Source organism: Actinoplanes sp. NBC_00393 (assembly GCF_036053395.1).
In the GTDB taxonomy this organism is placed as follows: domain Bacteria; phylum Actinomycetota; class Actinomycetes; order Mycobacteriales; family Micromonosporaceae; genus Actinoplanes.
The window spans coordinates 8842005-8864707 of sequence record NZ_CP107942.1 but is presented as its reverse complement, the minus strand read 5'-3'; the positions used below and the strand labels follow the sequence as shown (position 1 = coordinate 8864707).

The 22703-nt window shown below is 69.9% G+C and carries 20 protein-coding genes and 1 tRNA gene; 12 read left to right on the top strand and 9 right to left on the bottom strand.

The genetic code is table 11. The features are described 5' to 3' along the window. The first annotated feature begins 83 nt into the window (after positions 1 to 83). From OHA21_RS41045 to OHA21_RS41030, 4 genes are all read left to right on the top strand, one after another. Positions 84 to 992 (top strand): helix-turn-helix domain-containing protein, encoded by a 909-nt coding sequence (locus OHA21_RS41045; protein WP_328464532.1) that lies wholly within the window; start codon positions 84 to 86, stop codon positions 990 to 992. A 57-nt stretch (positions 993 to 1049) separates the two neighbouring features. After that, a complete protein-coding gene (locus OHA21_RS41040) occupies positions 1050 to 1244 on the top strand; it encodes a DUF397 domain-containing protein (RefSeq protein ID WP_328464530.1) in 195 nt (64 codons plus the stop codon). Between the two features lie 203 nt (positions 1245 to 1447). Then, positions 1448 to 1648, top strand: coding sequence for a DUF397 domain-containing protein (locus OHA21_RS41035; protein WP_328464528.1), 201 nt, complete (start codon positions 1448 to 1450; stop codon positions 1646 to 1648). Between the two features lie 56 nt (positions 1649 to 1704). Beyond that, positions 1705 to 2223 carry a DUF6226 family protein gene (locus OHA21_RS41030; RefSeq protein WP_328464526.1) on the top strand — a complete coding sequence of 173 codons (519 nt, stop codon included), beginning with the start codon at positions 1705 to 1707 and terminating at the stop codon, positions 2221 to 2223. A gap of 7 nt (positions 2224 to 2230) precedes the next feature. On the opposite strand, the gene OHA21_RS41025 is transcribed toward OHA21_RS41030, so the two are convergent. Continuing rightward, the gene (locus OHA21_RS41025) at positions 2231 to 3391 is read right to left on the bottom strand and encodes a geranylgeranyl reductase family protein (RefSeq protein WP_328464524.1); all 1161 of its coding nucleotides are present in this window, start codon (positions 3389 to 3391) and stop codon (positions 2231 to 2233) included. A gap of 56 nt (positions 3392 to 3447) precedes the next feature. Here OHA21_RS41025 and OHA21_RS41020 point away from each other — a divergent pair, with 56 nt between their 5' ends. Together OHA21_RS41020 and OHA21_RS41015 are read left to right on the top strand one after the other, a co-directional pair. Then, entirely contained in the window at positions 3448 to 4626 is a 1179-nt protein-coding gene (locus OHA21_RS41020) for an MFS transporter (protein ID WP_328464522.1), read from the top strand. Positions 4627 to 4899: 273 nt separating this feature from the next. Beyond that, a complete protein-coding gene (locus OHA21_RS41015; protein ID WP_328464520.1) occupies positions 4900 to 7725 on the top strand; it encodes a M4 family metallopeptidase in 2826 nt (941 codons plus the stop codon). Positions 7726 to 7776: 51 nt separating this feature from the next. On the opposite strand, the gene OHA21_RS41010 is transcribed toward OHA21_RS41015, so the two are convergent. Continuing rightward, a tRNA-Thr gene (locus OHA21_RS41010) sits at positions 7777 to 7853 on the bottom strand. Between the two features lie 51 nt (positions 7854 to 7904). Here OHA21_RS41010 and OHA21_RS41005 point away from each other — a divergent pair. Further along, positions 7905 to 9680, top strand: coding sequence for a metallophosphoesterase family protein (locus tag OHA21_RS41005; RefSeq protein WP_328464518.1), 1776 nt, complete (start codon positions 7905 to 7907; stop codon positions 9678 to 9680). Here OHA21_RS41005 and OHA21_RS41000 read toward each other — a convergent pair. Both OHA21_RS41000 and OHA21_RS40995 read right to left on the bottom strand, forming a co-directional pair. Next, positions 9677 to 9832 carry a hypothetical protein gene (locus OHA21_RS41000; RefSeq protein ID WP_328464516.1) on the bottom strand — a complete coding sequence of 52 codons (156 nt, stop codon included), beginning with the start codon at positions 9830 to 9832 and terminating at the stop codon, positions 9677 to 9679. The genes OHA21_RS41005 and OHA21_RS41000 overlap by 4 nt on opposite strands. 23 nt (positions 9833 to 9855) lie before the next feature. Further along, positions 9856 to 10206: a hypothetical protein gene (locus tag OHA21_RS40995; RefSeq protein WP_328464514.1), complete on the bottom strand. Its 351-nt coding sequence runs from the start codon at positions 10204 to 10206 to the stop codon at positions 9856 to 9858. 43 nt (positions 10207 to 10249) lie between these two features. Between OHA21_RS40995 and OHA21_RS40990 the strand changes: the two genes are divergently transcribed. Then, complete coding sequence (locus OHA21_RS40990) at positions 10250 to 10681, top strand: MarR family winged helix-turn-helix transcriptional regulator (RefSeq protein WP_328464512.1); 432 nt, start codon at positions 10250 to 10252, stop codon at positions 10679 to 10681. Between the two features lie 223 nt (positions 10682 to 10904). Here the strand turns inward: OHA21_RS40990 and OHA21_RS40985 are convergent, their stop codons facing one another. Further along, positions 10905 to 11747, bottom strand: a complete 843-nt coding sequence (locus OHA21_RS40985) for a PSP1 domain-containing protein (RefSeq protein WP_328464511.1) — start codon at positions 11745 to 11747, stop codon at positions 10905 to 10907. A 217-nt stretch (positions 11748 to 11964) separates the two neighbouring features. On the opposite strand from OHA21_RS40985, the gene OHA21_RS40980 reads away from it, so the two are divergent. After that, positions 11965 to 13899, top strand: coding sequence for a hypothetical protein (locus OHA21_RS40980; RefSeq protein ID WP_328464510.1), 1935 nt, complete (start codon positions 11965 to 11967; stop codon positions 13897 to 13899). A gap of 198 nt (positions 13900 to 14097) precedes the next feature. Here the strand turns inward: OHA21_RS40980 and OHA21_RS40975 are convergent, their stop codons facing one another. From OHA21_RS40975 to OHA21_RS40965, 3 genes are read right to left on the bottom strand one after another with little or no spacing between them, the layout of a single operon-like run. Then, positions 14098 to 14709 carry a hypothetical protein gene (locus tag OHA21_RS40975; protein ID WP_328464509.1) on the bottom strand — a complete coding sequence of 204 codons (612 nt, stop codon included), beginning with the start codon at positions 14707 to 14709 and terminating at the stop codon, positions 14098 to 14100. Then, on the bottom strand, positions 14709 to 15005 hold the full coding sequence (locus tag OHA21_RS40970; protein ID WP_328464507.1) for a hypothetical protein: 297 nt from the start codon (positions 15003 to 15005) through the stop codon (positions 14709 to 14711). Before OHA21_RS40970 ends, OHA21_RS40975 begins: the two co-directional genes overlap by 1 nt. Before the next feature lies 1 nt (position 15006). Continuing rightward, complete coding sequence (locus OHA21_RS40965; protein ID WP_328464505.1) at positions 15007 to 15333, bottom strand: YbaB/EbfC family DNA-binding protein; 327 nt, start codon at positions 15331 to 15333, stop codon at positions 15007 to 15009. Positions 15334 to 15622: 289 nt separating this feature from the next. Between OHA21_RS40965 and OHA21_RS40960 the strand changes: the two genes are divergently transcribed. Further along, the gene (locus OHA21_RS40960) at positions 15623 to 16819 is read left to right on the top strand and encodes a DNA polymerase III subunit delta' (protein WP_328464503.1); all 1197 of its coding nucleotides are present in this window, start codon (positions 15623 to 15625) and stop codon (positions 16817 to 16819) included. Positions 16820 to 17760: 941 nt separating this feature from the next. Continuing rightward, entirely contained in the window at positions 17761 to 19119 is a 1359-nt protein-coding gene (locus tag OHA21_RS40955; RefSeq protein ID WP_328464501.1) for an SGNH/GDSL hydrolase family protein, read from the top strand. Between the two features lie 3 nt (positions 19120 to 19122). On the opposite strand, the gene tmk is transcribed toward OHA21_RS40955, so the two are convergent. Further along, entirely contained in the window at positions 19123 to 21201 is a 2079-nt protein-coding gene (gene tmk, locus OHA21_RS40950) for a dTMP kinase (protein ID WP_328478869.1), read from the bottom strand. 244 nt (positions 21202 to 21445) lie between these two features. Here tmk and OHA21_RS40945 point away from each other — a divergent pair, with 244 nt between their 5' ends. Continuing rightward, on the top strand, positions 21446 to 22651 hold the full coding sequence (locus OHA21_RS40945) for an amino acid deaminase/aldolase (protein WP_328464499.1): 1206 nt from the start codon (positions 21446 to 21448) through the stop codon (positions 22649 to 22651). The last annotated feature ends 52 nt before the right edge of the window (positions 22652 to 22703 follow it).

Here is a 22703-nt window from a genome sequence, read left to right as displayed (position 1 = left end):
CGAGGTAGCAGATAGCAGGATCACTGCTACTCCCGGTAATCAAGCTACTCGACGTAACCACGAACTTCGACGATGAAGGACTCATGGCTGAGGGCGACTCGCCTACCATCGCGCGCCGACGGGTGCGACTCGCGCTTCGTGAAGCGCGAGAGCGGGCCGACCTCACGCAGATGCAGGTCGCCGAGGAGATGGAGTGGTCGCTCAGCAAGGTGATCCGGATCGAGAACGGGGATGTCAGCATCTCCCCGAATGATCTGAAGCCGCTGCTCAATTTCCTCGGGATCAAGGACCGGGCGACCGTCGCCTCACTGCTCGCCGACACCCGCATCGCCCGCACCCGGCAGCGGCAGGCCTGGTATCAGGCACCGGAATTCCGCGAATATCTCACCGACGCCTCTCGTAAGCTGATCGAATACGAGAATGAGGCCGCGGAGATCCGGTCGTACTCGATCTACTACATTCCGGGGCCCTTGCAGACCACCGGCTACTCGAACGCCTTGATGGCATTGTTCGAGGACGAGCTCGGCGAGGACCAGCGCGAGGCGCGCCTGCGGGCCCGGACCCTGCGCCGCGATGCGATGCGCGCCCGCCTCGACGAGGGCGTGCCGTTCCTGCTGATGGTCGACGAGTCGGTGCTGCGGCGCACCATCGGTGGACCAGCGGTGTTCGCCGAGCAGTTGCGTGACCTCGTGGAACGGGCCGAGGCCGGGACGATCCGGATCCGGATGGTGCCGTTCTCGCTGGAAGCCTCGGTGACCAACAACGCGAGTTTCGACCTCCTCGTACTGGGCGAGGGCGAAGTGCTCTACCGGGAAACCGGACTGAGCGACGAAATGATCGAAGATCATGACATTACGGCGAAGCACCGGGCTCGCTACGACAGAGTCTGGAAAGAGGTCGCCGATGAGGCAGACACGATCGAATTCATCCGGCGGCAGATAGAGATCCTGGAAGGCGGCGCAACCGATGTGCCGCCCAGGGACACCCGATAAAACCAAGGCCGTGGCGGCCTTGGCCGGCGCGGCGCCTAAAACCGTGGAAGGTCCACAATGGGAGAGATGAACGTGCCCGCATGGCGAAAGAGCAGCCGCTGCGGAACGTCAACCTGCGTCGAGGTTGCCAAGGTCGACGACCAGTACCTGGTTCGCGATTCGAAGAACCCCGACGCCGCCACACTCAGCTTCACCAAGGCTGAGTGGGACGCGTTCGTCGAGGGTGTCACCGCGGGCGAGTTCCGCTTCTGACGTCGTCAGCCGCCCGCTCTGCGCATTCATATTTCGGCAGAGCGGGCCGGTCAAAAATACTCACAAAATTCGTGCACCATGCCGAACGGGCGCCGCATACCTCACATTTGAGGTGATAAGCGGCGCCGTTTCGTTTTCACTCATCCGACTGGTTCGTCACATTCGCTTACCGTGTAACCGAACCGTCACGGAGGTGCACACACATGATCAAACCGACGGATGGGCCAGGTTGGCGTCGTAGCGGTCAGTGTTCAAGCGGGGCCTGTGTCGAGGTTGCCAAGGTCGGAGACCGGTACCTCGTCCGCGATTCCAAGCAGCCCGGGGGCACGCCACTGACCTTCACCAAGGGCGAGTGGGACGCGTTCGTCGCCGGAGTCAAAGCCGGGGACTTCGGTTTCGAATGATTCCGATAGTTCCGGAGGAGCAGGGTGTCGCGGGCCGAGCGCGGCATACTGCACTGGTGGACGGCTACGCGCACGCCACCGACACCGACCGCTTCGCGATCCTGCACGATGCGGCCGACGACCTGCTGGACGAGCTCACCGAGCGCTACCAGGTGGAGCGCCGGGAAAGCAAAGAACCGCTCGGGCTCGATGACGCGCTCGTGCGGACCGTCCGGCTCATCCCCCGCGTGCCCACCGCGGCACCGCTGGCGATCCATTTCACCGATCCCGGACTGATCCTGCGTCTCGGCCGGTGGTGGGAGGAATCCCTGCCGGCCTGTGCCTGTGACGTCTGCGGTGAGGATCCGAGAGAACTGACGAGTATGTTGCAGACCCACGTCGCCGCGTTGATCGAGGGCGGGCTCTGGGAACGTGTCCGTCGTGGGATGAGTGGATCCTGGTTCGAGACCAGGCTGATCGGCACCGGAGTCAAGTCGGACCGGGAGGGGCCGCTCTCCGCGGCCGGGGCCCGGGACGCCCGGCGCGGCGGATTCGCCGCTCCGGTGCAATGGGCGCCGTGGCAACTGCGCTCCTGAGAAGCAGCTAGTCGGTGGCCGGCCGCGCAGGAGCGCGCCGGCCGCCCAGCACACTCACGGCCACCCGCAGCGTACGAGCCTGAAGCACCCGCGCCATCGAGATCTCCCCACGACAGAAGCCGGTGAACGCGCGCCACCCGAGCGGGCTCGCGAACGCCGCGTGCACCAGCGCGGGATGCCTGCCGAAGAGTCCCAGCAGCCGGCGGCCCGCGGCCATCTCCGGCGCCAGTCGCTCGGTCACCATCCGGTCGTACGCGCTCAGGTCACCGCCGTTCGCGGCGACCGTACCGGCCCAGGCGCCGGAGCGCAGGGCGTAGCTGATCCCCTCGCGGGTCCACGGCTCGAGCAGACCGGCCGCATCGCCGGCGAGCAGGACACGGCCGCGGCGCAGCGGGGCGTTCGCGGTACGGCAGCGGGTCAAGTGGCCCGACTCGCGCAGCACCGGGTGCTCGGTGAGACCAAGCCGGGCGACGAGATCGCTCAGGTACCGGCGGGTGTCGGCACCGCGGCCCTTTTCCATGATCACGCCGACGGTGAGCTGGTCGTCCTTCGGGAAGACCCAGCCGTACGAGCCGGGGACCGGGCCCCAGTCGAGCAGGAGACGGCCACGCCAGCCGGACCGGTCCGCCGGGGAGGCGGCCAGTTCCACCTCCAGGCCGAGGTCCTGCTGGTCGAAGGTGACGCCGACGTGCCGGGTGCTCACCCCGGCCGAACCGTCGGCGCCGATCACCACCCGGGCGGTCACGTCGCTGCCGTCGGCCAGGCTGACGGTAGCCGTACGCTCGCTCTGGGAAACGGCCCGGACCAGGCTGTTCTGCCGGACTGTCGCGCCCAGCGCAACCACGGCCTGATACCAGGCGTGATCGAAATCGGCCCGCCGCACCATGGTGACCACCGGCTCGCCCGGCGATCGGCGGGTGAACTCGCGCCGGCCGTCATGGGTGAAGGTGACCGCGTTGATCGTGTCGCGGGCGGGCACGGCGAGGCGCTCCGCGCTGATCCGCAGCGACGTCCCGAGCAATCCGCCGCCGCAGGTCTTGTAGCGGGGGTGCTCGGCGCGTTCCAGAACCACCACCCGGGCCCCGGCCGAGGCCGCCGCGTGCGCCGCCGACAGTCCGGCCGGCCCCGCCCCGATCACCGCGACGTCCCACTCCGGCTCCTCCAGCACGCCTGAAGTTTAGATACCGTCTTCTGCGAACCTTCCTCACGATTAACGGGGCGCACTTGAGCACAGTCGTCGCGACCGACCTGCGGGCCTCCACGCGCGCGGTCTATGTCGTTTTCACCTTCCTCGGCGTGGCCATGGCCAGCTTCGCCGCCCGCATCCCGCAGATCCGCGACGAACTCGAGCTCAGTCCGTCCCGGCTCGGGCTGGTGCTGCTGGCCATCGCGGTCGGCTCGATCACCTCGCTTCCGCTGGCCGGGCACATCGTCGGGCGGTTCGGGTCGCGGCGGACGGTCGGCGTGATGGCCGTGCTGCTCGGCGTGGCGCTCGCCGTGGTGGCCGTCGGCTACCAGTTCGGGGTCGTGCCGGTCATCATCGGCCTCTACCTGTACGGATTCGCCACCGGCGCCTGGGACGTGGCGATGAACGTGCAGGGTGCGCTGGTGGAACGGCGGATCGAACGGTCGATCATGCCGCGGTTCCACGCCGGGTACAGCGTCGGCACGGTCGCGGGCGCGCTGATCGGGGCGGGCGCGGTGGCGGTGGGCCTGTCGGTCACCGCGCACGTGACCATCGCCTGCATCCTGGTCACGGTCGCCGTGGTCACCGCCGTGCGCGGGTTCCTGCCGGACGACGAGGAGCCCTCGTCGCCGTCCGGGGCGGATGGCGGGCTCGGCGGTGCGCTCGCGTCCTGGCGTGAGCCGCGCACCCTGCTGATCGGCGTGTTCGTGCTGGCCTTCGCGTTCACCGAGGGCGCCGGCATCGACTGGATCAGCGTCGCGATGATCGACGACTACGACACCTCGGCCGCGGTCGGCACGCTGGCGTTCGCGGTCTTCCTGGCCGCCATGACGATCGGCCGCTGGTTCGGCCCGGCACTGCTCGACCGCTACGGCCGGGTCCCGGTGCTCCGCGTGCTGGCGGTGACGGCGCTGGCCGGCCTGGTGCTGTTCGTGTTCGGTGCGGCGACCCCGCTGGCGTTCGCCGGCGCCCTGCTCTGGGGTCTCGGCGCCTCGCTGGGCTTCCCGGTCGGGATGAGCGCCGCCGCGGACGAGCCGGCCAAAGCATCCGCCCGGGTCAGTGTGGTCGCGTCGATCGGATACTGCGCGTTCCTCGGCGGGCCGCCGCTGATCGGGCTCCTCGGTGACCACGTCACGGTTCTGCGGGGCCTGCTCGCCGTGGCGGTGCTGCTGATCGTGTCGATCGCTCTGTCGCCGGCTCTGAAGCGTCCTGTGTAGACAGGCACAACCCCCGTCGATCCGGTATCGTTCCACCGCTATCGATGATCGACGGGGGAACAGAGGATGGCAGTCCGGCGTCGCCGTGCCCTGATCGCATTTACCGCCATGGTGGTCCTGACCGGGACCGGAGTGGCAGTCGCGGTGACCCGGGAGGGCACTGCAGACGAAACGCGGGCCAGTTGGACCGAGACGGCCCCGGCCGTCCCCGCGTCGCTGGAACCATCGCCGGCCGCGTCCGTTCCTCCGGATAGATCGATCAGCCCGACCCGGTTGACCGCTGAGGCCCGGACGGCGATTCGCCGCAACGGCGCAGCGATCCGGTCGGCACCGAACGAGCAGTACCGCCCGGTCGACACCGTGCTGGAGGCGAGTGGGGCCCGGCATGTCCGGTTCGAGCGCACGCACGCGGGCCTTCCGGTGCTCGGCGGCGACTTCGTGGTTCACACGAGTGCGGCCGGCCGATTCAGTGGCGCCACCGTGGCGCAATCACAGGTGATCGACGTTCCGATCACGGCCAAGATCGGTCGGCAGAAGGCGATCTCGGTGGCCTCCGGTGGGAAGGCGCGGAAGGTCATCGACGCCTTCGACGGGAAGCCGGTGCTCGCGTGGGAGGTGACGTCCGGCGGGAAAGTGGTGATCGTCGACGCCACCACCGGGGCGATCCGGCGCACCTGGGACGAGGTGCACCACGCCGACGAGGGCCGCGGGCACGGCCTGCATGCCGGTCAGGTGCCGCTGGGCACCACTCGGCAGGCCGACGGGACGTACCGGCTGGTCGACCCGGCACGCGGCGGCACCACCGTGCGTGACGCTCAGAACCGGAACTACTCGCACCTCGCTCCGAAGGAGTTCGGGGAGTTCACCGACGCGGACAACGTGTGGGGCGACGGCACCCGCGGCGACCGAGCCACGGCCGCCGTCGACGTGCACTACGGCCTGGCCAAGACCTGGGACTACCTGAAGGAGACGTTCGGCCGCTCGGGTGTCGGCAACGACGGCAAGGGCCTGACCGCGTACGTGCATCACGGCATCGACTGGGCCAACGCCTCCTGGAGCCGAGCCTGCGGCTGCATGTACTTCGGTGACGGCACCCCCGCGGGCCGGCCGTTCACGACCGTCGACCTGGTCGCGCACGAGACGGCGCATGGGCTCGTCCAGCACACCGCCAACCTGGTCTCCAGCGGCGAGTCCGGCGGCCTGAACGAGGCCACCGGCGACATCTTCGGCACCCTGGTCGAGTTCTGGGTGAACAACCCGGCCGACGCACCGGACTACCTGGTGGGCGAAGGGACCGGAGCCCGCGACCCAGCACTGCGCCGGATGGACGAACCGGACCGGGACGGCAAGTCGGCCTCTTGCTGGTCACCGACGGTCAAGGACCTCGACGTCCACCACTCGGCCGGAATCGGCAACAAGTTCTTCTACAACCTGGCCGTGGGCAGCGGCGACTCGCAGTGGGGAGACAGCACGCCGTGCAACGGCGCCGCACCCGTCACCGGGATCGGCAACGACCGTGCCGCCCAGATCTGGTACCGCGCGCTCAACATCTACATGGTGTCGAACACCGACTTCGCCGGCGCGCGGGACGCCACCATGCTCGCGGCCGCCGATCTGTACGGCCCGGACAGCGCGGAACGCCGTGCGGTGAACGCTGCCTGGCTCGCCGCCGGGGTCGACGGCTCCACCGGAGCGTTCGGCGCGCCACAGCTCGACAATTTCGGTGACAGCATGCCGAGCCCGCGCCTCGGCGAGACCGTCCGCATCCAGGTCAGTGCCCGGGAGCCGCAGGGCCAGCCGATGACCTTCAGCGCCATCAACCTGCCGCCCGGCGTGACGATCGACGCGAACGGCCTCATCACCGGCGCCCCCACGACCAGGGGCGACTACCCGAGCAACATCATCGTGACCGACCCGGACGGCAACACCGACCGGGAACTGATGTGGTGGGTGGTCAAGGGCCCGCCGGTCATCCAGTCGGCGCCGGCCGCGATGAACATGCAGCTGGGTGCCGGAGCCCTCGGCAACTACAGCGTCACCGTCAACGACATGTCGGACCACATGGCCGACCCTTACAACTCGTTGAAGGTGACCGTCACCGGGGTGCCCGACGGCCTGACCGTCTCGGTGCGGCAGCCGGCCACCGGCACCTACGTCGCATCCATCTCCGGGATCCCCACCACCGAAGGATCAGGCACCACACTGGTGACGGTTACCGACGCCGACGGTGAGACGGTCACGGCCACCATCCCCTGGCAGGTGCTGCCGGCGAACCGGCCGTCGGCACCGGTCGGCGTCTCGGCGGCGGGCGGCAACGGCACCGCGAAGCTGGTGTGGGAACGGCGCGGCAAGACCGGGGAGACGCCGGTCACCGGCTGGATCGTCCGGGTCACGCCGGGCACCGAGACGACGCTGCCCGCGACAGCTCGGTCGCTCGAGTTGACGAAGTTGGACATCCGCCGGGCGTACACCATCGGGGTGCGCGCGACCAGCGCACTGGGCGACAGCGCGGAACTCACGACCACCCTCACCCCGACCGCGCTCCCCCTGACCGCGTCACCGATCGCAGTCAGTTCCGGCAAACCCGCCACCCTCAGCGGCAGAATCCTGCGCGGCGGCCGAACCGCGGTCACCAACACCGCGGTGGTCCTGGAGCAGCGGCCGGCCGGGAAGACCACCTGGAGTTACGTCCTGTCGACGCGGACCGACGCCAAGGGAGTGTGGCGGGCCGCGGTGAAACCGTCCACCACCACGGCGTACCGGGTTCGGTACACCGGTTCGGCCGGCATGTGGCCGGCCACATCGGCCGCGGCGGCGGTCACTGTCCGCTACACGGTCACGCTGAAGGCGAACAAGACCAAAACCAAGGTCAAACTCTCCGGTACGGCGAAGCCCGGTCGTTCCGGCGTCAAGGTGACACTGCAGCGCAAGGCGGGCACCCGCTGGGTGACGGTCACGACGGGCAAGACGGTGGCCGGTGGGGCCTACTCGTTCACGCGGACCTTCAAGCGCGGCACCTGGACGCTGCGGGTGGTGGTCGCGGGTAGCGCCTACAACGCGACCGTGACCAGCGCGGCGATCAAGCTCAAGGTGAAGTGACCGGGACCGGTAGATGACGAAAGCCCAGGCCATTTGGCCTGGGCTTTCGTATGGAGCCGCCTGACGGAATCGAACCGTCGACCTACGCATTACGAGTGCGTCGCTCTAGCCGACTGAGCTAAGGCGGCAACGAGAGCCAGTGTACGACATCGACGATCCACGCCTCGCAGGGACGTCTGATGTCGTACCCCCTGACTAATGTGCAGGGCGTGGCAATCGCTCCCCGGCAGCGCCCCGTTGAGTCTGAACAGACCGTGCCCAACCGACCGCGCACCCTGGATCCTCAGGAGCTCGGCTTCACGCCCAAAGGCCCGATCGGCTGGCTGGCGCCGTTGCTGCTGCTCAACACCGGGCTGCGAGCCCTGCTCGCGATCCTGTTCGGCGCCTATCTGGACAAGCGTGAGCTGCAGAATGCGCTGGATGGCGAGTTCTTCGATCACTCCGCGACGGCCGACGGCGACATCTGGCTGGATTACGTCGCCGACCTCGGGGACGGGTTCGACGCGACCTATTCGGTGGCGTACCTGTTGGCCCAGCCTGAGCTGACCGTCGACGGCGACCAGCTGCCACGCGGGCGCCTGCTGCTGATGGGCGGTGACCAGGTCTATCCCCTGGCCAGCGGCGACGGCTATGAGAACAGGATGAAGGGCCCGTACCGCGCGGCCTTGCCGGAGGCGCCGGCCGGGGCGCCGCGGCCCACGCTCTTCGCGCTTCCGGGAAACCATGATTGGTACGACGGGCTGACCGCGTTCCTCCGGCTTTTCGCGCGGCGGAAGGACGGGCACATCGGCGGGTGGCGCACCGAGCAGCGGCGGTCGTATTTCGCGGTGAAACTGCCGGCGGACTGGTGGCTGTTCGCGGTGGACGAGCAGTTCGGGGCGTACATCGACGATCCACAACTGCTGTACTTCGAGAAGGCGGCCCGGGAGGTCGGGCCGGACGACCGGATCATCCTGATGACCCCGTCGCCGACCTGGGTGAAGGCTGTCGACGAGCCAGAGGCGTATGACGCGGTCGACTACTTCATCCGGACCATCCTGGCCCCGACTCAGGCGCACGTGCGGGTGCTGGTCTCCGGCGATCTGCACCACTACGCGCGGTACACCGGGGACGACCGGGAGTTGATCACCTGCGGGGGCGGCGGGGCGTACACGCTGGGCACCCAGAATCTTCCGGGGCAGATCACCGTTCCGCCGAAAGAGACGCTGACCCGGAGTAAGAGCCGCAGCCGGGCGTACGATTTGGTGGCCCGTTTCCCCGACGAGCCCACCTCGCGCCGTTGGGGTTGGGGTGTCTTCCACCGCCTGCCGCGCCGTAACGCCGGGTTCGCCACGATGCTCGGGATCATCCAGACGTTGACGATGCTGGCGATGGCGGGGGCGGCCAGTCAGGGCGGGAACATCCAGCGGCTCTTCAGTATCCCGTTGGTGCTCATGCTCGTACTGATCATGGCTGGCACGATTCTGTTCGCTAAGCCGCCGGAAGCGGCGTCCGCCAAGCATGCGCGGCACTGGATTCTCGGCGTGGCGCATGGTCTGGCCCAGATCGGGCTCGCCGTCGGCGGCACCTGGGTGTGGCTGCAGTTGCCGTTCCGGGATTGGCACTGGCCAGGGCCGCTGGTGATCGCCGCGGTCGGCTACGGGCCGCTGATCGCGATCCTCTCCACCCAGCTCTGCGCGCTGTACCTGCTGATTTCCGGCCGGTTCGGGGTGAATCTGAACGAGTTGTTCGCCGGCCAAAGCATCGAGGACGGCAAGAGCTTTCTGCGCATGCACATCGATGCCGATGGCACGCTGACCATTCACGCGCTCGGGGTGGACCGGGTCTGTCATCGCTGGGCCGCCGATCCGGCGGGCGGTCCGGAGGCTCCCTGGGTCCGGCCCGAGGAGCCACTCGCCGTCCGCCGGATCGAGGAGCCGATCGTCGTGGCCGGGCCACGGGCGGTCCGGCCCTAGATCGGCTGCAGCGATCTCTGGTCGGCGATCAGGGTTCGGCCGATGCCGGCCATCCAGAGCAGGGTGAAGGCGATGATGGTCGGGTTCTTGACGGCGACGATCACTGCGGTCACGGCAGCCTGCTGGTCGGCGGGGACGGTCGTGGCGACCAAGGCGTTCAGCAGGACGTCGAAAATCAGGAAGGCGATCGCGAGCAGCGCCCACTGGCCCAGAAGGCGCGCCTTCGGCTGTCGATTGCCGCTTTCAGCCGGGACCAGGCGGTGCGCCGGTCGACGCCGATCTCGGCCAGCATGATTCGGACGATCAGGACGGCGAGCAGGATGCGGGTGCCGGTCACCAGCACTTCGGTGGTGATGGAGATCAGCGCGGGCGGCTTCCAGTAGACCACCGCGAAGCGCTGCACGGTGGGGATGATCGATAGGCCGAAGACGAGCGGGAAGTGATGACGGTAGGACCGGGCGGCCCAGACTGCGGCGTCGCGGCCGAGGCGTAGCACGTCGTTCATGGCAACCTCCAGATATTCCACTACGATGGACTATCCAAGGTTGTGAAGTAAAGGGGTCGGGGCGATGCGGGACTACGGCTGGGAGTTGAGCACGGCGATCGTGCTGTTCCATGAGGCGATCGCTCGCCGGCTCGGCCTCAGCGCGGCCGAGCACAAGGCGCTCGGCGCGATCCTGCGCGGGGCGCCGATGCCGATCGGCGCACTCGCGCCCGAGTTGGGGGTCGGCGTCACCGCGCTGACCGCGATTGTTGATCGGTTAGAGCGTGCTGGGTACGTGCTACGTCAACCCGATCCAACGGACCGGCGGCGGGTGCTGCTGATTGCGAACCCGGACAAATCGCCGGACGTGGGCAGCATCTTCGCTGATCTGGGTCGGTCCATGGGCGAGTTCATGGGGAAGTACGACGAGCGCGAGATGGCCGTGATCACCGACTACCTCGACAACACGATTCGAGTGCTGCGCGAGCAGATCGACAAGCTCGCCGAGTCGCCCTGAGGCGGCGGCCACCGGTCTTCACCGGGCCGGCGTTCTGCCTTCGCCGCGCTGCCCTCCGCTTTCGGCGCGCTCAGCCCTCGCCTCGCTCTTCCCTCGCCGTTTCCGCCGCGCTCAATCCTCGCCGCGCTCAGCCCTCGCCGCGCTCTTCCCTCGCCGTTTCCGCCGCGCTCAATCCTCGCCGCGCTCAGCCCCGCCGTTTCGCCGCGCTCAGCCCTCGCCGCGCTCAGCTCTCGCCGTAGTGGGCGTCGTGGGCCTGGCGCGGGGCGCAGACCGACGCCCGGCTGCAGGAGCAGCGGGAGCCGTCAGCGTCGAGGCGGACCACGACCGAGTCCTTCGGGACGCTGTGCGCGACCACACGACCGTCGCCCTCCGGCGTGGTCACCCGGCTGCCGACGGCCGGCGCCGAGGCTTGGAACTGCTGGTAGAGCGGGTGCTCATACTTCAGGCAGCACATCAGCCGACCACACGCACCGGAGATGCGTAGCGGGTTGAGCGGCAGATCCTGATCCTTGGCCATCCGGATGGTGACCGGCTCGAAGTCGGTCAGGAACGTGGCGCAGCACAGGTCCCGCCCGCAGGAGCCGATGCCGCCCTGCACCCGCGCGGAGTCACGGGCTGAGAGCTGACGCAGCTCGACCCGGCAGTGCAGGGTCGCGCCGAGGTCCCGGACCAGCGACCGGAAGTCGACCCGGTGCGGCGCGGTGAAGTAGATCGTGGTCCGCGCGCTGCCGGTGCCGCCCTGGTCCAGGACGTGATCGACCGCGACCACCTTCATCGGCAGCTCGTGCGCCTTGATCAGTTTCTTGGCGGCGACTTTCGCCTCCGCCTTGCGTTTGCGCAGCAGCTCGTCGCGCCGCAGATCCTGGTCGTCGGCGAGTCCGATCACCTTGGGGAAACCGGACGTCTCCTCGTCGACCCATTGCGGCGCCCAGACGCACTCCGCCACCTCGGGTCCGTCGTCGGTCGGCACCAGCACACGGTCTCCGACGGACGGCGTGAACCCATTCGGGTCGAGGTAGTAGAGGCGGCCATACCGGTTGAAACTGACCGCGCACAGCATGCCCATGAGGTCAACCCTACGGCGGCCAGCAAGCCGTACCAAATGCCGGATTTGAACTACCCGCGCGGGTTGTCGCATAGATGTGGCGCAACCGCCCCAATCGACCTTCGTTGGCCAGTCCCGTAGAAGCCGTCAGTTGACGCCGCCGCGGCGGCACGCCTGGAAAGGAACTGCTATGACCCCCGCCAGGTCGGTGGCCGCCAGTGTCGTTGCGCTGGGATTCGTGAGCACGCTCACTGCGCCGATGCCCGCCTTCGCCGCGCCCGCTCCCTCGTCGTGCGAGCGCTTCGAACACTTCGCCGCGCAGGCCGGAGCCGAGGTGCTGAGAATCAACCGCCTCGATCTCGGCCCGCTGGCAGGCGCCGCCCACCGGGACGACGAGTCCCAGAACCGCGAGGATGCTGGATCTCCCGCCAACCGGCGCGGCACGGATGCCGCTCCATCGACCGGCGACACAGCGCCGTCAGGCCGGGCTGCCATCCCGTCGGACTCCGTTCCGTCGGACTCCGGATCGCAGGGATCCGGCCGGTCCGGCTCCGGTCGGTCGGGCGCCGATCCGTCAGGCTCCGGCTCCTCGGGGTCTGGTTCGTCAGGCTCCGGCTCCAGCTCCGGCTCCTCCGGCTCCGGCTCCGGCTCCGGCCCCACAGGCTCTAGCTCGTCACGTTCTGGTTCTGGTTCTGGTTCGCCTGGCTCCGACTCGCCGGGCGCCGTCCCGTCGGGCTCAGACGAGGATGCCGATGCTGCGCGTTCCGGCCGGGCCGCCGGTGCGTCGGCCCCGAAGGACTCAGCCCTGCTTTCCGGTGCGAAGCAAGCCGTCACCTCGCTGAACCCGGACGGCGACGACGCGGCCGCCTCGGTGCTTGCGATCACGGACACGGTCGCAACGAGCCCGGCCCGATCGAAGACGGTCACCCCCGCTCCGGCCGATGGGGCAGCCACTCCGCCGCGAACACGCCAGCGGACCGCAGTCGCTGCGAACACCGAGAGGTCGCAAGAGAGCAAAATCAGCCGGGTACGCGAGGACAAGCGCGCCCCGCAGTCGATCGGTGGAGTCGGGCTCGGTGACGCCCGAAGCGTCCTGATCGCCGACGGCCCGGTCAACTCGGCGGCCGCCGCCCGAATCCTGGACGGCCGTGTCGCCGGGTCCTCCACCCGGAACGACCTGGTGGTGCAGCAGGCGCCGCCGAGCAGCAAGCACCCAACGGTACGGCGTACCGGGGAGAAGCGGTTCGGGCCGCTGCGGGCCGGCGACGGGAAACTGACCGCCCACGCCCGGTGGAACGCCGACATGACCTGCGGATCCACCGACGCCGAGGCGGCCCGGTCGACCGCCGAACTCAACCGCATCACGGTCATCGGGGCCGGCAGCGACTCGCTGCTCGGCGTACCGGAAAAGATCATGGGCCGAAGCGACACCGCGGTGCGGCAGCGCGACGGGCGACCGGAATCGGTCGCGTCGGCGACCATCACGGCCGGCCGGATCAGTCTCGCCGACGGCGCGGTCCGCATCGAGGTGCTGCGCGCGCCCGAACTACGGGTCAGCATGTCCCCGACCGGCAAGAGCGAGGTGAATTACCGGCCGGCCGTGGTCCAGGTCTCCGATCGGAACGGCCAGTCCAAGCGTCTCGTCACTGCTGGTGACAGCATGGAGATCACGGTACGTGATAAGGCACGTGAACTGGAGTCACTTCCCGCGCTGATCGAGCCGATCGCACCGCTGCCGCTGCCGTCGGTCGGCGGACTGCCCGCGGCGGGCGAACCGGAATCCGCCCCGGCGCCCGGCAAGAGCGAGGGAACGCGGTTGCGCATCGCGCTCGGAGACGTACGTCAAGCCACCAAGGGCAACGCCGTGGCCGCCCGGGCGACCGCAATCAAGGTCTCGCTGGTCCGCGATCAGGGCCTGGGACGTACGAAGCGCGGCTACGGACCGTCCCCTGCGGTCGCAGACCTCGGCATCGGCTTGCTGGAGGGCGCAGCGGTCGCCCCGTCGCCGGCCGGATACGGGCAGGGTGTCTCCTCGGCCGGCGCGGGTGCCGGGGCCGGCCTGCCGATCACCGGACCGCGCGCATTCTCGCTGCTTCTGGCCGGCGCCGCCCTTCTGATCGGCGGTGCGGCAGCCCTCATCATCACTTCCCGGAAGCGCCGTTTCAGCTCCTGACGCCAACGGAACTCGTCCGGGCGGTCGCGGCAACGGTCGCCCGGACGCACCACTTTGGAACTACAAGCGCCTGGCTGACCCCCGTCTGCGCCTGATGAAGGAGCACCTGCAACGCCGCACGGTCAACGCACGCCGGCCTCACGCCAACGCCAGGCACCCGGCGCGTCGAGACCATTGGACCGGCCGGACGTTGATGGGTCAGACAAGTAGCGCGTTCTGCAGTGGGACGGACTCGTCGAGGAGTGACTCGCCGCGGTCGTAGCTGTCTGCGATGGTGCGCAGCAGCAGGGCTGCCACCGCGGCTGCTGCCCTCGCCTGTTCGTCGGGTGGGAGGTCACTGCCGGCGGAGAGGGTCACTGCTTCGGCAGCGCCCAGGGCTTCGGCCAGCGTCATGGCCAGATCGTCGCGAGTGCGGGTCATCCACTCGGTGAGGGCCTCGGCGAAGTCGGCTGTCAGCTCCATCCGGCGGGCAAGGCTTTCGGGGCCGCCGGCGAGGTGTTCGGCGGCTCGGCGGCGGGCCTGCTCGTACATTTCAGCGGCCTCGCCGGACCACTCGCCTGCGAAAGGGACGCTGTCGGCGAGGTCCGCGTAGCTGCGGGCGTTGGCCCGCAGCTCCGGCAGCGTCTCGCGGATCGCCTCGGGCTGCAGGTCGCACACGGCCCGCACCGCGTCGCCGGGCAGCAGCCGGACCCGGCGCAGCTCCGGCCAGACATGGTGTCCCTCGGGCGCTCCGAGCTCGGAGAGCACGGCGTCGACCCGGCTCAACAGCGGACCCGCGGCCTGCACCAGCTGGTCCAGACGATCCGCCATCAGAGCCCTCGCTGGAATCTGCGGCGAACCGCGTCGTCGGTGGTCGCATACTGCTGGGCGTTGGTCCGCACGGCCGCAGCCGTCCGGGTCAGGCTCGCGGAGACGTCAGCCGCCTCCCGCGCCCGCGCAGCGAGCACAGCTGTCCAGCCCGCGTAGAGGGCCCGCCCGATCCGGCCCGGCCGTCCCGCATCGTCGGCGCCGAACGCGGAAGCGCTCGGCGCAAGGCTTGGCATCCGCCGGTCCATCGTGGTCAGAGCCGCCGCCACCTGGTCGATCTGATCGGCGAGTCGATCCACGTCAGTGCCCCTCCAACCTGCGGAACGTTCCGAATACCTCGTCGTGCAACTTCTCCCGTGCCCAGCGAGCGGCCTCGGCGGCGCTGGTGACGACGGCCCGCATCTCCCGGGCGAACTCCGCAGCGTCGCGATGCCGAAGACCGCCGTGCACCCGAACGTCCACAATGTCGCCGGCGGCGGTGACCACCACCTCGATCGACTGGTCCGGCGAGTGCACCGACACGGAGTGGGCGACGACCGCTCTGTCGAACTCGGCACGTAACTTCTCGATGTGCCGATATCGGTCGACCGCCTCGTCGATCCACGCCTCGTCGATCTCGCGGGCCATTCATGGCTCCTCACCGCGCGTCATGCAGCCGTCGCGTTCCGGGATCAGACCGTACCCGCTGCGGCGATGCTCCCGCTACGCCGGAAAGTCCCTTGTGGATAACTACTTGGGCGAGCACACACTGTTACGGAGACGCGCACGACGATCACCATGAGTAGCAGTCCGGGCCGGTTCAGAGGCTGTCGCCAGGCCGGAGCGGCGGGCGAGCGGAGTGGCCGAGAGGGCGGGCCGGGCTAAGGCAGGGACAGGCGGTCCGGTTTCTGTCGGACCCTCGCAATACCATCATCGGGTGAGTCGGCATGACGTCTTCTCGGAGCTGGTCGGCCAGGATGAGCCGGTCGAGACCCTCCGCCGGGCCGCGAGCGCGGCCGCCCGTGTTGTCGCGGGCGAGCCCGGCGGTGGCGGGATGACCCATGCGTGGATTTTCACCGGGCCACCCGGGTCGGGTCGATCGGTGGCGGCGCGCTCGTTCGCGGCGGCACTGCAGTGTGAGCGCGACGGCGCGGGCTGCGGTGAGTGCCACGGTTGCCACACCGCGCTCGGCCGGACGCATGCTGATGTGCGGTTCGTCGTGCCCGAAGGGCTTTCCATCGGGGTCAACGAGATGCGGGCGCTGGTTCTGCGGGCGGCGACCGCGCCGTCCGGCGGCCGATGGCAGATCGTGATCATCGAGGACGCCGACCGGCTCACCGAGGCAGCCGGCAACGCCCTGCTCAAGGCGATCGAGGAGCCGCCGCCGCGGACGGTCTTTCTTCTCTGTACGCCGTCCACGCATCCGGACGACATCTCGGTGACGATCCGTTCCCGGTGCCGAGTGGTGTCCCTGCGCCAGCCACCCGCCGACGCCGTCGCCGAGGTGCTGGCGAAGCGGGACGGGGTGGCGGTGGAGGTCGCGGCCTGGGCGGCATCGGCGTCCCAGGGGCATGTCGGCCGGGCGAAACTGCTGGCCGGCGACCCGGAGGCGCGAGCTCGGCGGGAGGCCGTGCTCTCTGTTCCGCGACGGCTGACCGGTATTGGAGCCTGCTTCGACGCGGCGGCCGCGTTGATCGAGGCAGCCGAGGCCGAGGCGGCCGCCGCAGTGGCTGAGAGCGACGTCGCCGAGCGCGCTGCGCTGGAGCAGGCACTCGGTGCGGGTGGCACCGGCCGGGGCGCCGCCGGGGCCATGCGCGGAGCCGCCGGTCAGATCAAGGACCTGGAGAAACGCCAACGGTCACGGGCCACCCGTGCCCAGCGGGATGCTCTGGACAGGGCGCTGGTCGACCTGGCCGGCTTCTACCGGGACGTGCTGATCACCAACCTGCGCGCGCCGGTCGCGGTCGTGCACGGAGACGTGTCTTCCCAGTCGGAGGCGGCCGCACAGAAATGGTCGCCGGAAAGCACGCTTCGGAGGCTTGAGGCGGTGCTTGCTTGCCGGGACGCCATCGAGCAGAACGTCAAGCCGAAAATCGCCGTCGAAGCAATGATGGTCACCCTCTGGCGCGGCTGACCCAGACCGCGACAAACCGGCCGCGGCCTGCCAAGCGACGGCCTCGCGGGCGAGGCGGTGGAGTGGCTGCCGCGGGCTAGGTGGCAGGGCGGCTGCCCCGCCGGCCAGCGGGCAGGGCGGCTGCCCCGCGGGCGAGGCGGCTGCTGCGTAGGCGAGGCGGGCACCGCGCAGGCAAAGACGGGCTTCGCAGGCAAGGCCGGGTACCGCGCAGGCAAAGGCGGGCTTCGCAGGCAGGGCGGGCACCGCGCAGGCAATGGCGGCCTTCGCAGGCAAGGGCGGGCATCGCGCAGGGCGGCTGCCACGCAGGCAAAGTCGGGCACCGCGCGCGCAAGGCGATTACCGCGCAGGGAGGTAGCGGAGCAACTGCCGGGCGAGCCAGGTGGCAGGGCGGCTGCCGCGCGGGTGGGGCCGCTCGGGCGAGGCGGTGGCCGCGGGCGAGGCTGCGGAGCGGTGCCACGCGGTGGCCGGCAGCTGGCTGGAGGATCAGGCTGGCGGCAAGCGGCCGCGATGTAGCAAGGCGACAGCTACGCCGAAGGCAGGCGGCGGCCGTGAGGTGACCGGCTGCGCGCTGTGGCGGGTGGCGGCCGTGCCGGCGGACGGTGCCGGCACGGCCGGGGGTGCGGCCCTCTTCCCGGTCCGCGCCTGACGGGGCTGGGCCCGTCAGGCGCGGCGGAGCCCCGCCGGGCGAGGCGAAAGCCCGCCGGGCGGGGTGGAGCCCGCCGTGGGCGGGCCGGCGCTTCGGAGCCGTGGGTGACGACCCGCACCGACGAACCCGTGCTCGAAGCGACCGCCGCACGCTTCTGGTCGAGCGCGGCATCCCGATGGCTCGAAACTTCCGCGCTCCGAGCGAGACAGTAAGCCCAACGACGGTGCACAGTCAACGACATGGCATCGACAAACATCACGGGAAGCCATATCGCTTACCTGCGCCACATCCCGCCTTGACGGCAGAGATCGGCCGGATCTACGTTACGGAAGTTCGACCATCCGATGCGAAAGTTTCGGAGTGCCTAATGTCGACCCGTCGTGAAGTTCTTGCTCTGGCGTCCGGCGCCGCCCTCGCCGCGGCAGCCGCGCCTCAGGCCGCCGCCGCATCAGCAGCCGGGCGCGATGACGCCAATGACAAACGCTGGGTCGCGACCTGGGCGGCCGCGCCCACCACGATTCCACCGGGCCCGCCTCTGACGCTCAGCGATCAAACGGTCAGGCACGTCGTGCACACCAGCGTCGGCGGCGATCAGATCAGGATCCGGCTTTCCAACGAGTTCGGCACCGGCCCGCTGCGGATCGGCGAAGTGCGCGTCGCGGTCCGGGAGGGGGCGGGCGCGAGCACCGATGCGGTGCCCGGCACCGACCGGCGGGTGACGTTCGGTGGTCGCACCTCGGTCACCGCGCCGGCCGGGGCGCCGCTGGTCAGCGATCCGGTCCGGCTGGCGATCAAGGGCGGGGCGGATCTCGTCGTCAGCATCTATCTTCCGATGTCCACCCCGGTCACCACGCTGGCCGCGTTCGCCTTCCAGGACAACGTGATCGCGACCGGGAATGTCACCGCCGCCCGCCGGGTCACGCCGGTTCAGACCGTCGGGCAGTTCCTCTTCCTCTCCGGGGTGAGTGTTCACGCCCGGACTTCTTCGATCGTCACGCTCGGCGATTCGATCACCAACGGGGCGAACACCGAGACCAACGCCAACCACCGCTGGCCCGACCTGCTGGCCGCCCGGCTGCGGGCCGCACGTCTGGAGCGCGGTGTCGCCAACGTCGGCATCTCCGGCAACCGGCTGCTGCACGACCCGAATCCGCCGGCCGGCAGCGCCGCGGAGGCGTTCGCGGCGTATTTCGGGCACAGCGCGCTGCGCCGCTTCGACCGGGACGTGGTCGCGCAACCCGGCGCGGCGTACCTGGTGGTGCTGCTCGGGGTGAACGATCTCGGTCACCCGGGCACCGTCGCTCCGCCCGACGAGGTGGTGTCGGCGGAGGATCTGATCTGGGGGCACCGTCAGCTGATCGGTCGCGCTCATCAGGCCGGGCTTCGGGCGTACGGTGCGACGGTCCTGCCGTTCAAGGACGACACGCTCGGCTTCTACACCCCGGAGAACGAGCGCAAACGGGCCGCGTTGAATCACTGGATCCGGACGTCGGGCGAGTACGACGGCGTGATCGACTTCGACCGCGCGGTCCGCGACCCGGCCGATCCGCTGCGGTTGGCCGCGGCCTTCGACAGCGGCGACCACCTGCACCCGAACGACGCCGGCATGGCCGCGATGGCCGCAGCCGTGCCGCTCGGCCTGTTCAGGAAGTGACGGTCACGAACGGCGGCGAGGCTCTTCGTCGCCAAGCAGTTCGGCCATCTCCTCGATCGGCGGCGCATCCGGAACATCGGACGGCGCAGGTGGAGGCGGAGGCATGCTCTCCGGGTGGGCCGCGTCCATCGCGCTGAGCAGTCCGGTCAGCCGTGCGCTCACCGCCTCGGTGATCTCCTCGACCGGCCGGGCCGCGTCCAGCACCAGATAACGCTTCGGGTCGGCAGCGGCGAGGTCGAGGAAGGCGTAGCGGACCCGCTCGTGGAAGGTGCGCGACTCGCTCTCCAGCCGGTCCGCGCCCACGCCGCGGGAGTCGACCCGGGTCAGCCCGACGCCGGGGTCCACGTCGAGGAGCACGACCAGGTCGGGCTTGAGGCCGCCGGTGGCCCAGGCGGAGAGCCAGGAGATCTCCTGGACCGGCAGGGTACGCCCAGCACCTTGATAAGCGAGCGACGAGTCCACGTACCGATCGCTGATCACCACCGCGCCCCGGGCCAACGCCGGCCGGACCACCGTGGCCACGTGGTGGGCCCGGTCGGCCGCGTAGAGCAACGCCTCCGCTCGCGGTGACGGGCTCTCGCTCTTGTCCAGGACCAGCCCGCGGATGCGGGAGCCGACCGGGGTGGCGCCGGGTTCCCGGGTGACCACCACGTCGCGGCCGGTGGCCTGCAACGCTTCGGCGAGCCGGGTCACCTGGGTCGACTTGCCGGCGCCCTCACCGCCCTCGAACACCACGAAGATGCCGGCCCGGACGAATGACTCGGCCGGGGAGAGCGGGCGGCCCCGCAGCGACCCCCACAGGTCGGCCAGGACCGCGACGCCGCGTTTGTCGTCCATCTGGCGGAACGAGCCGATCCCGACCCAGATCCCGATCGCGCCCGCGACCAGCAGCAGCACCCGGGTGGACGAGACGTCGACGTGCACCGGGCCGAGTTCGACCCGGCGGGAGCTGCCCAGACCGACCAGGATGCCGGCGAGGGTGATGGCGAGGAGCAGCACCATCCGGACGCCGATCTGCACCACGGCGAAGACCCGGCCGCGCAGTTCGTCGGCGATCTCGCCGTAGAGCAGGGTGGTCCCCGCCAGGAACGCCATTCCGGCGCCGGCGCCGACCAGCAGGGCCCCGACCAGCGCCATGGACAGGTGGAACGCGAAGCCGAGGAACATCACCGAACCGCTGGCCAGCACGATGCTCATGCCGAACCAGCGGCGCCGGGAGAGGTCCTTGACGATCATCGGGCCGAGCCCGATGCCGAGCGCCAGACCCATGAAGATGACGCCGAAGAGCAGGTAGAAGGCGGCCTCACCGGCACCCAGCGAGGTGGCGAAGGTACGCGCGGCGCCGATCACCACACCACCGGCGGCGAAGGCCCCGAAGATGCCGAGCACCAGACCGCGGACCAGCGGGGTGCTGCCGATGTACTTCCACCCGTCGAGGAACTGCCGGGTCATGCTCTGCTCGGCGGCTTTCACCCGGTCCGGGCTCTTGCCGCCGATCTCCTTGATGCCGAAGAAGACGACCAGCGCGGTGGCGAGCCGGGCGAACGCGTTGATCCAGAGCGCCAGCTGCACCGGCTCGGCCCAGTCGGGCACTGTCACCCCGGATTGCTGCACCCCGGCGGTGAAGGCGGAGAGCACGAGCGCGGCCATGATCGGCGTGATTCCGTACGTGGTGACCAGCGTGAGCTGGTTCGAGATCTCGATCCGCGACTTCGGGATGAGGTTCGGTACCGCGGCTTCCTTGGCCGGGATCCAGATCAGGGTGACCGTCTCGCCGAGGAAGGTGGCGATGGTGATCCAGGTGACCGTGATCGCCGCCGACTCACTGACGATCGCGACGATCGGGATCGAGAGGTAGATCACGAACCGCAGCAGGTCGGTGATCACCATCGTGTAGCGGCGATCGAACCGGTCGGCGAGGACACCGGCGATCGGGCCGAGCAGCAGTGCGGGCAGCAACCGGACGGCGATGGTGCCACTGAACGCCGCACCCTGGGCCGCCGGGTTCTCGAACTGGCCGTAGGCGAAGAGGGCGGTGGCGAGCAGGCCGATCCAGTCACCGAACGACGCGGCGCCGAGCACCAGCCAGAGCCGGCGGAAGCCGCGCAGGCGCAGAACCGACCGCAGGGCCGCCATGCCGGAGAGGTCGACGGGCCCCGAGTCCTGTTGCTTGTCGGTACTGATGGCCGTTACCTCCCGTGGTCACTGCTCGGAGCACTGTAACCGGCCGGTGCAGCTCACCGGGGGTCCCTACCGGTACGCACGTACGGGTGGTGCATAAATGAATGTCTTTCGCGTTGCCCGGAAGCCGGGTTACCGTGCTCGCGTGCTCACTGACCGCACCGCCCTGCGCCAGCGGCTCGACAAGGCCACCGACCACCTCGAGACCCCGGTCGCCGCGGTGGATCTGGCCGCTTTCGACGACAACGCCGACCAGCTGACCGCGCGCGCCGCGGGCAAGCCGATCCGGGTCGCCAGCAAGTCGGTACGCTGCCGCACGCTCCTGGAACGTGTCCTGGCCCGGCCCGGTTGGCACGGTGTGATGGCCTACACGCTGCCCGAGGCGATCTGGCTGGTCCGCTCCGGTGTGACCGATGACGTGCTGGTCGCGTACCCCACTGCTGATCGCGCCGCCCTGCGCGAGCTGGCCTCGGACGCCGCGCTCGCGGCAGCCGTGACCGTGATGGTCGACCACCCGGCCCAGCCGAACCTGATCGACCAGGTCGTCGCGCCCGACGATCGGCCGGACATCCGGCTCTGTCTGGACTTCGACGCCTCCTGGCGACCGGCCGGCCCGCTGCACGTGGGGGTGCGCCGCTCGCCCGTACACTCGGCTGCCCAGGCCGGCGCCCTGGCCCGCATGCTGGCCGCCCGGCCGGGATTTCGCCTGGTCGGCATGATGTCCTACGAGGCGCACATCGCCGGGGTCGGCGACGACCCGCCCGGCCAGGCCCTGCGCGGCCGGCTCATCCGGCTGATGCAGAGCCGGGCCCTGCCCGAGCTGCTGGAGCGCCGCGCGGCCGCGGTCCGGGCGGTACGCGAGCACACCGATCTGGAGTTCGTGAACGGCGGCGGCACCGGCAGTGTGGCCGCCACCAGCGCCGACCCGTCCGTCACCGAGGTGACCGCCGGTTCCGGGCTGTACGGTCCGGCGCTGTTCGACTCGTACCGGAGCTGGCGTCCCACCCCTGCGGCGTTCTTCGCGCTCTCGGTGGTCCGCCGCCCGGGCCCGCGGATCGCCACCGTGCTCGGCGGCGGCTGGGTCGCCTCCGGCGCGGCCGAGAAGTCCCGGCTGCCCGAGCCCTACCTGCCGGAAGGGCTGGCGTTCAAGGCCGACGAGGGCGCTGGGGAGGTCCAGACGCCACTGCTCGGCGCGGCCGCCGAGGAGCTGCGTCCCGGCGACCGGGTCTGGTTCCGGCATGCCAAGGCCGGCGAGCTGTGTGAGCACGTCAACGAGCTGCAGCTGATCGACGGCGAGACAGCGACGCCGGCCCCGACATATCGGGGAGAAGGCCGTGCGTTCCTGGGCTGACCGCCCAAGCGCCGCGAAGCGGCCTGCTTGGGCGGGACAGCAGCCAGCCGCC

Bases quoted from the DNA above. Each gene is read 5' to 3' on its own strand.
- OHA21_RS41035 (WP_328464528.1), top strand. From the start codon at position 1,448: ATGATCAAACCGACGGATGGGCCAGGTTGGCGTCGTAGCGGTCAGTGT.
- OHA21_RS40985 (WP_328464511.1), bottom strand. From the start codon at position 11,747: ATGGGCATGCTGTGCGCGGTCAGTTTCAACCGGTATGGCCGCCTCTAC.
- OHA21_RS41045 (WP_328464532.1), top strand. From the start codon at position 84: ATGGCTGAGGGCGACTCGCCTACCATCGCGCGCCGACGGGTGCGACTC.
- OHA21_RS41040 (WP_328464530.1), top strand. From the start codon at position 1,050: ATGGGAGAGATGAACGTGCCCGCATGGCGAAAGAGCAGCCGCTGCGGA.
- OHA21_RS40965 (WP_328464505.1), bottom strand. From the start codon at position 15,333: ATGGCCCGCGAGATCGACGAGGCGTGGATCGACGAGGCGGTCGACCGA.
- OHA21_RS40975 (WP_328464509.1), bottom strand. From the start codon at position 14,709: ATGGCGGATCGTCTGGACCAGCTGGTGCAGGCCGCGGGTCCGCTGTTG.
- OHA21_RS41005 (WP_328464518.1), top strand. From the start codon at position 7,905: ATGTCGTACCCCCTGACTAATGTGCAGGGCGTGGCAATCGCTCCCCGG.
- OHA21_RS40990 (WP_328464512.1), top strand. From the start codon at position 10,250: ATGCGGGACTACGGCTGGGAGTTGAGCACGGCGATCGTGCTGTTCCAT.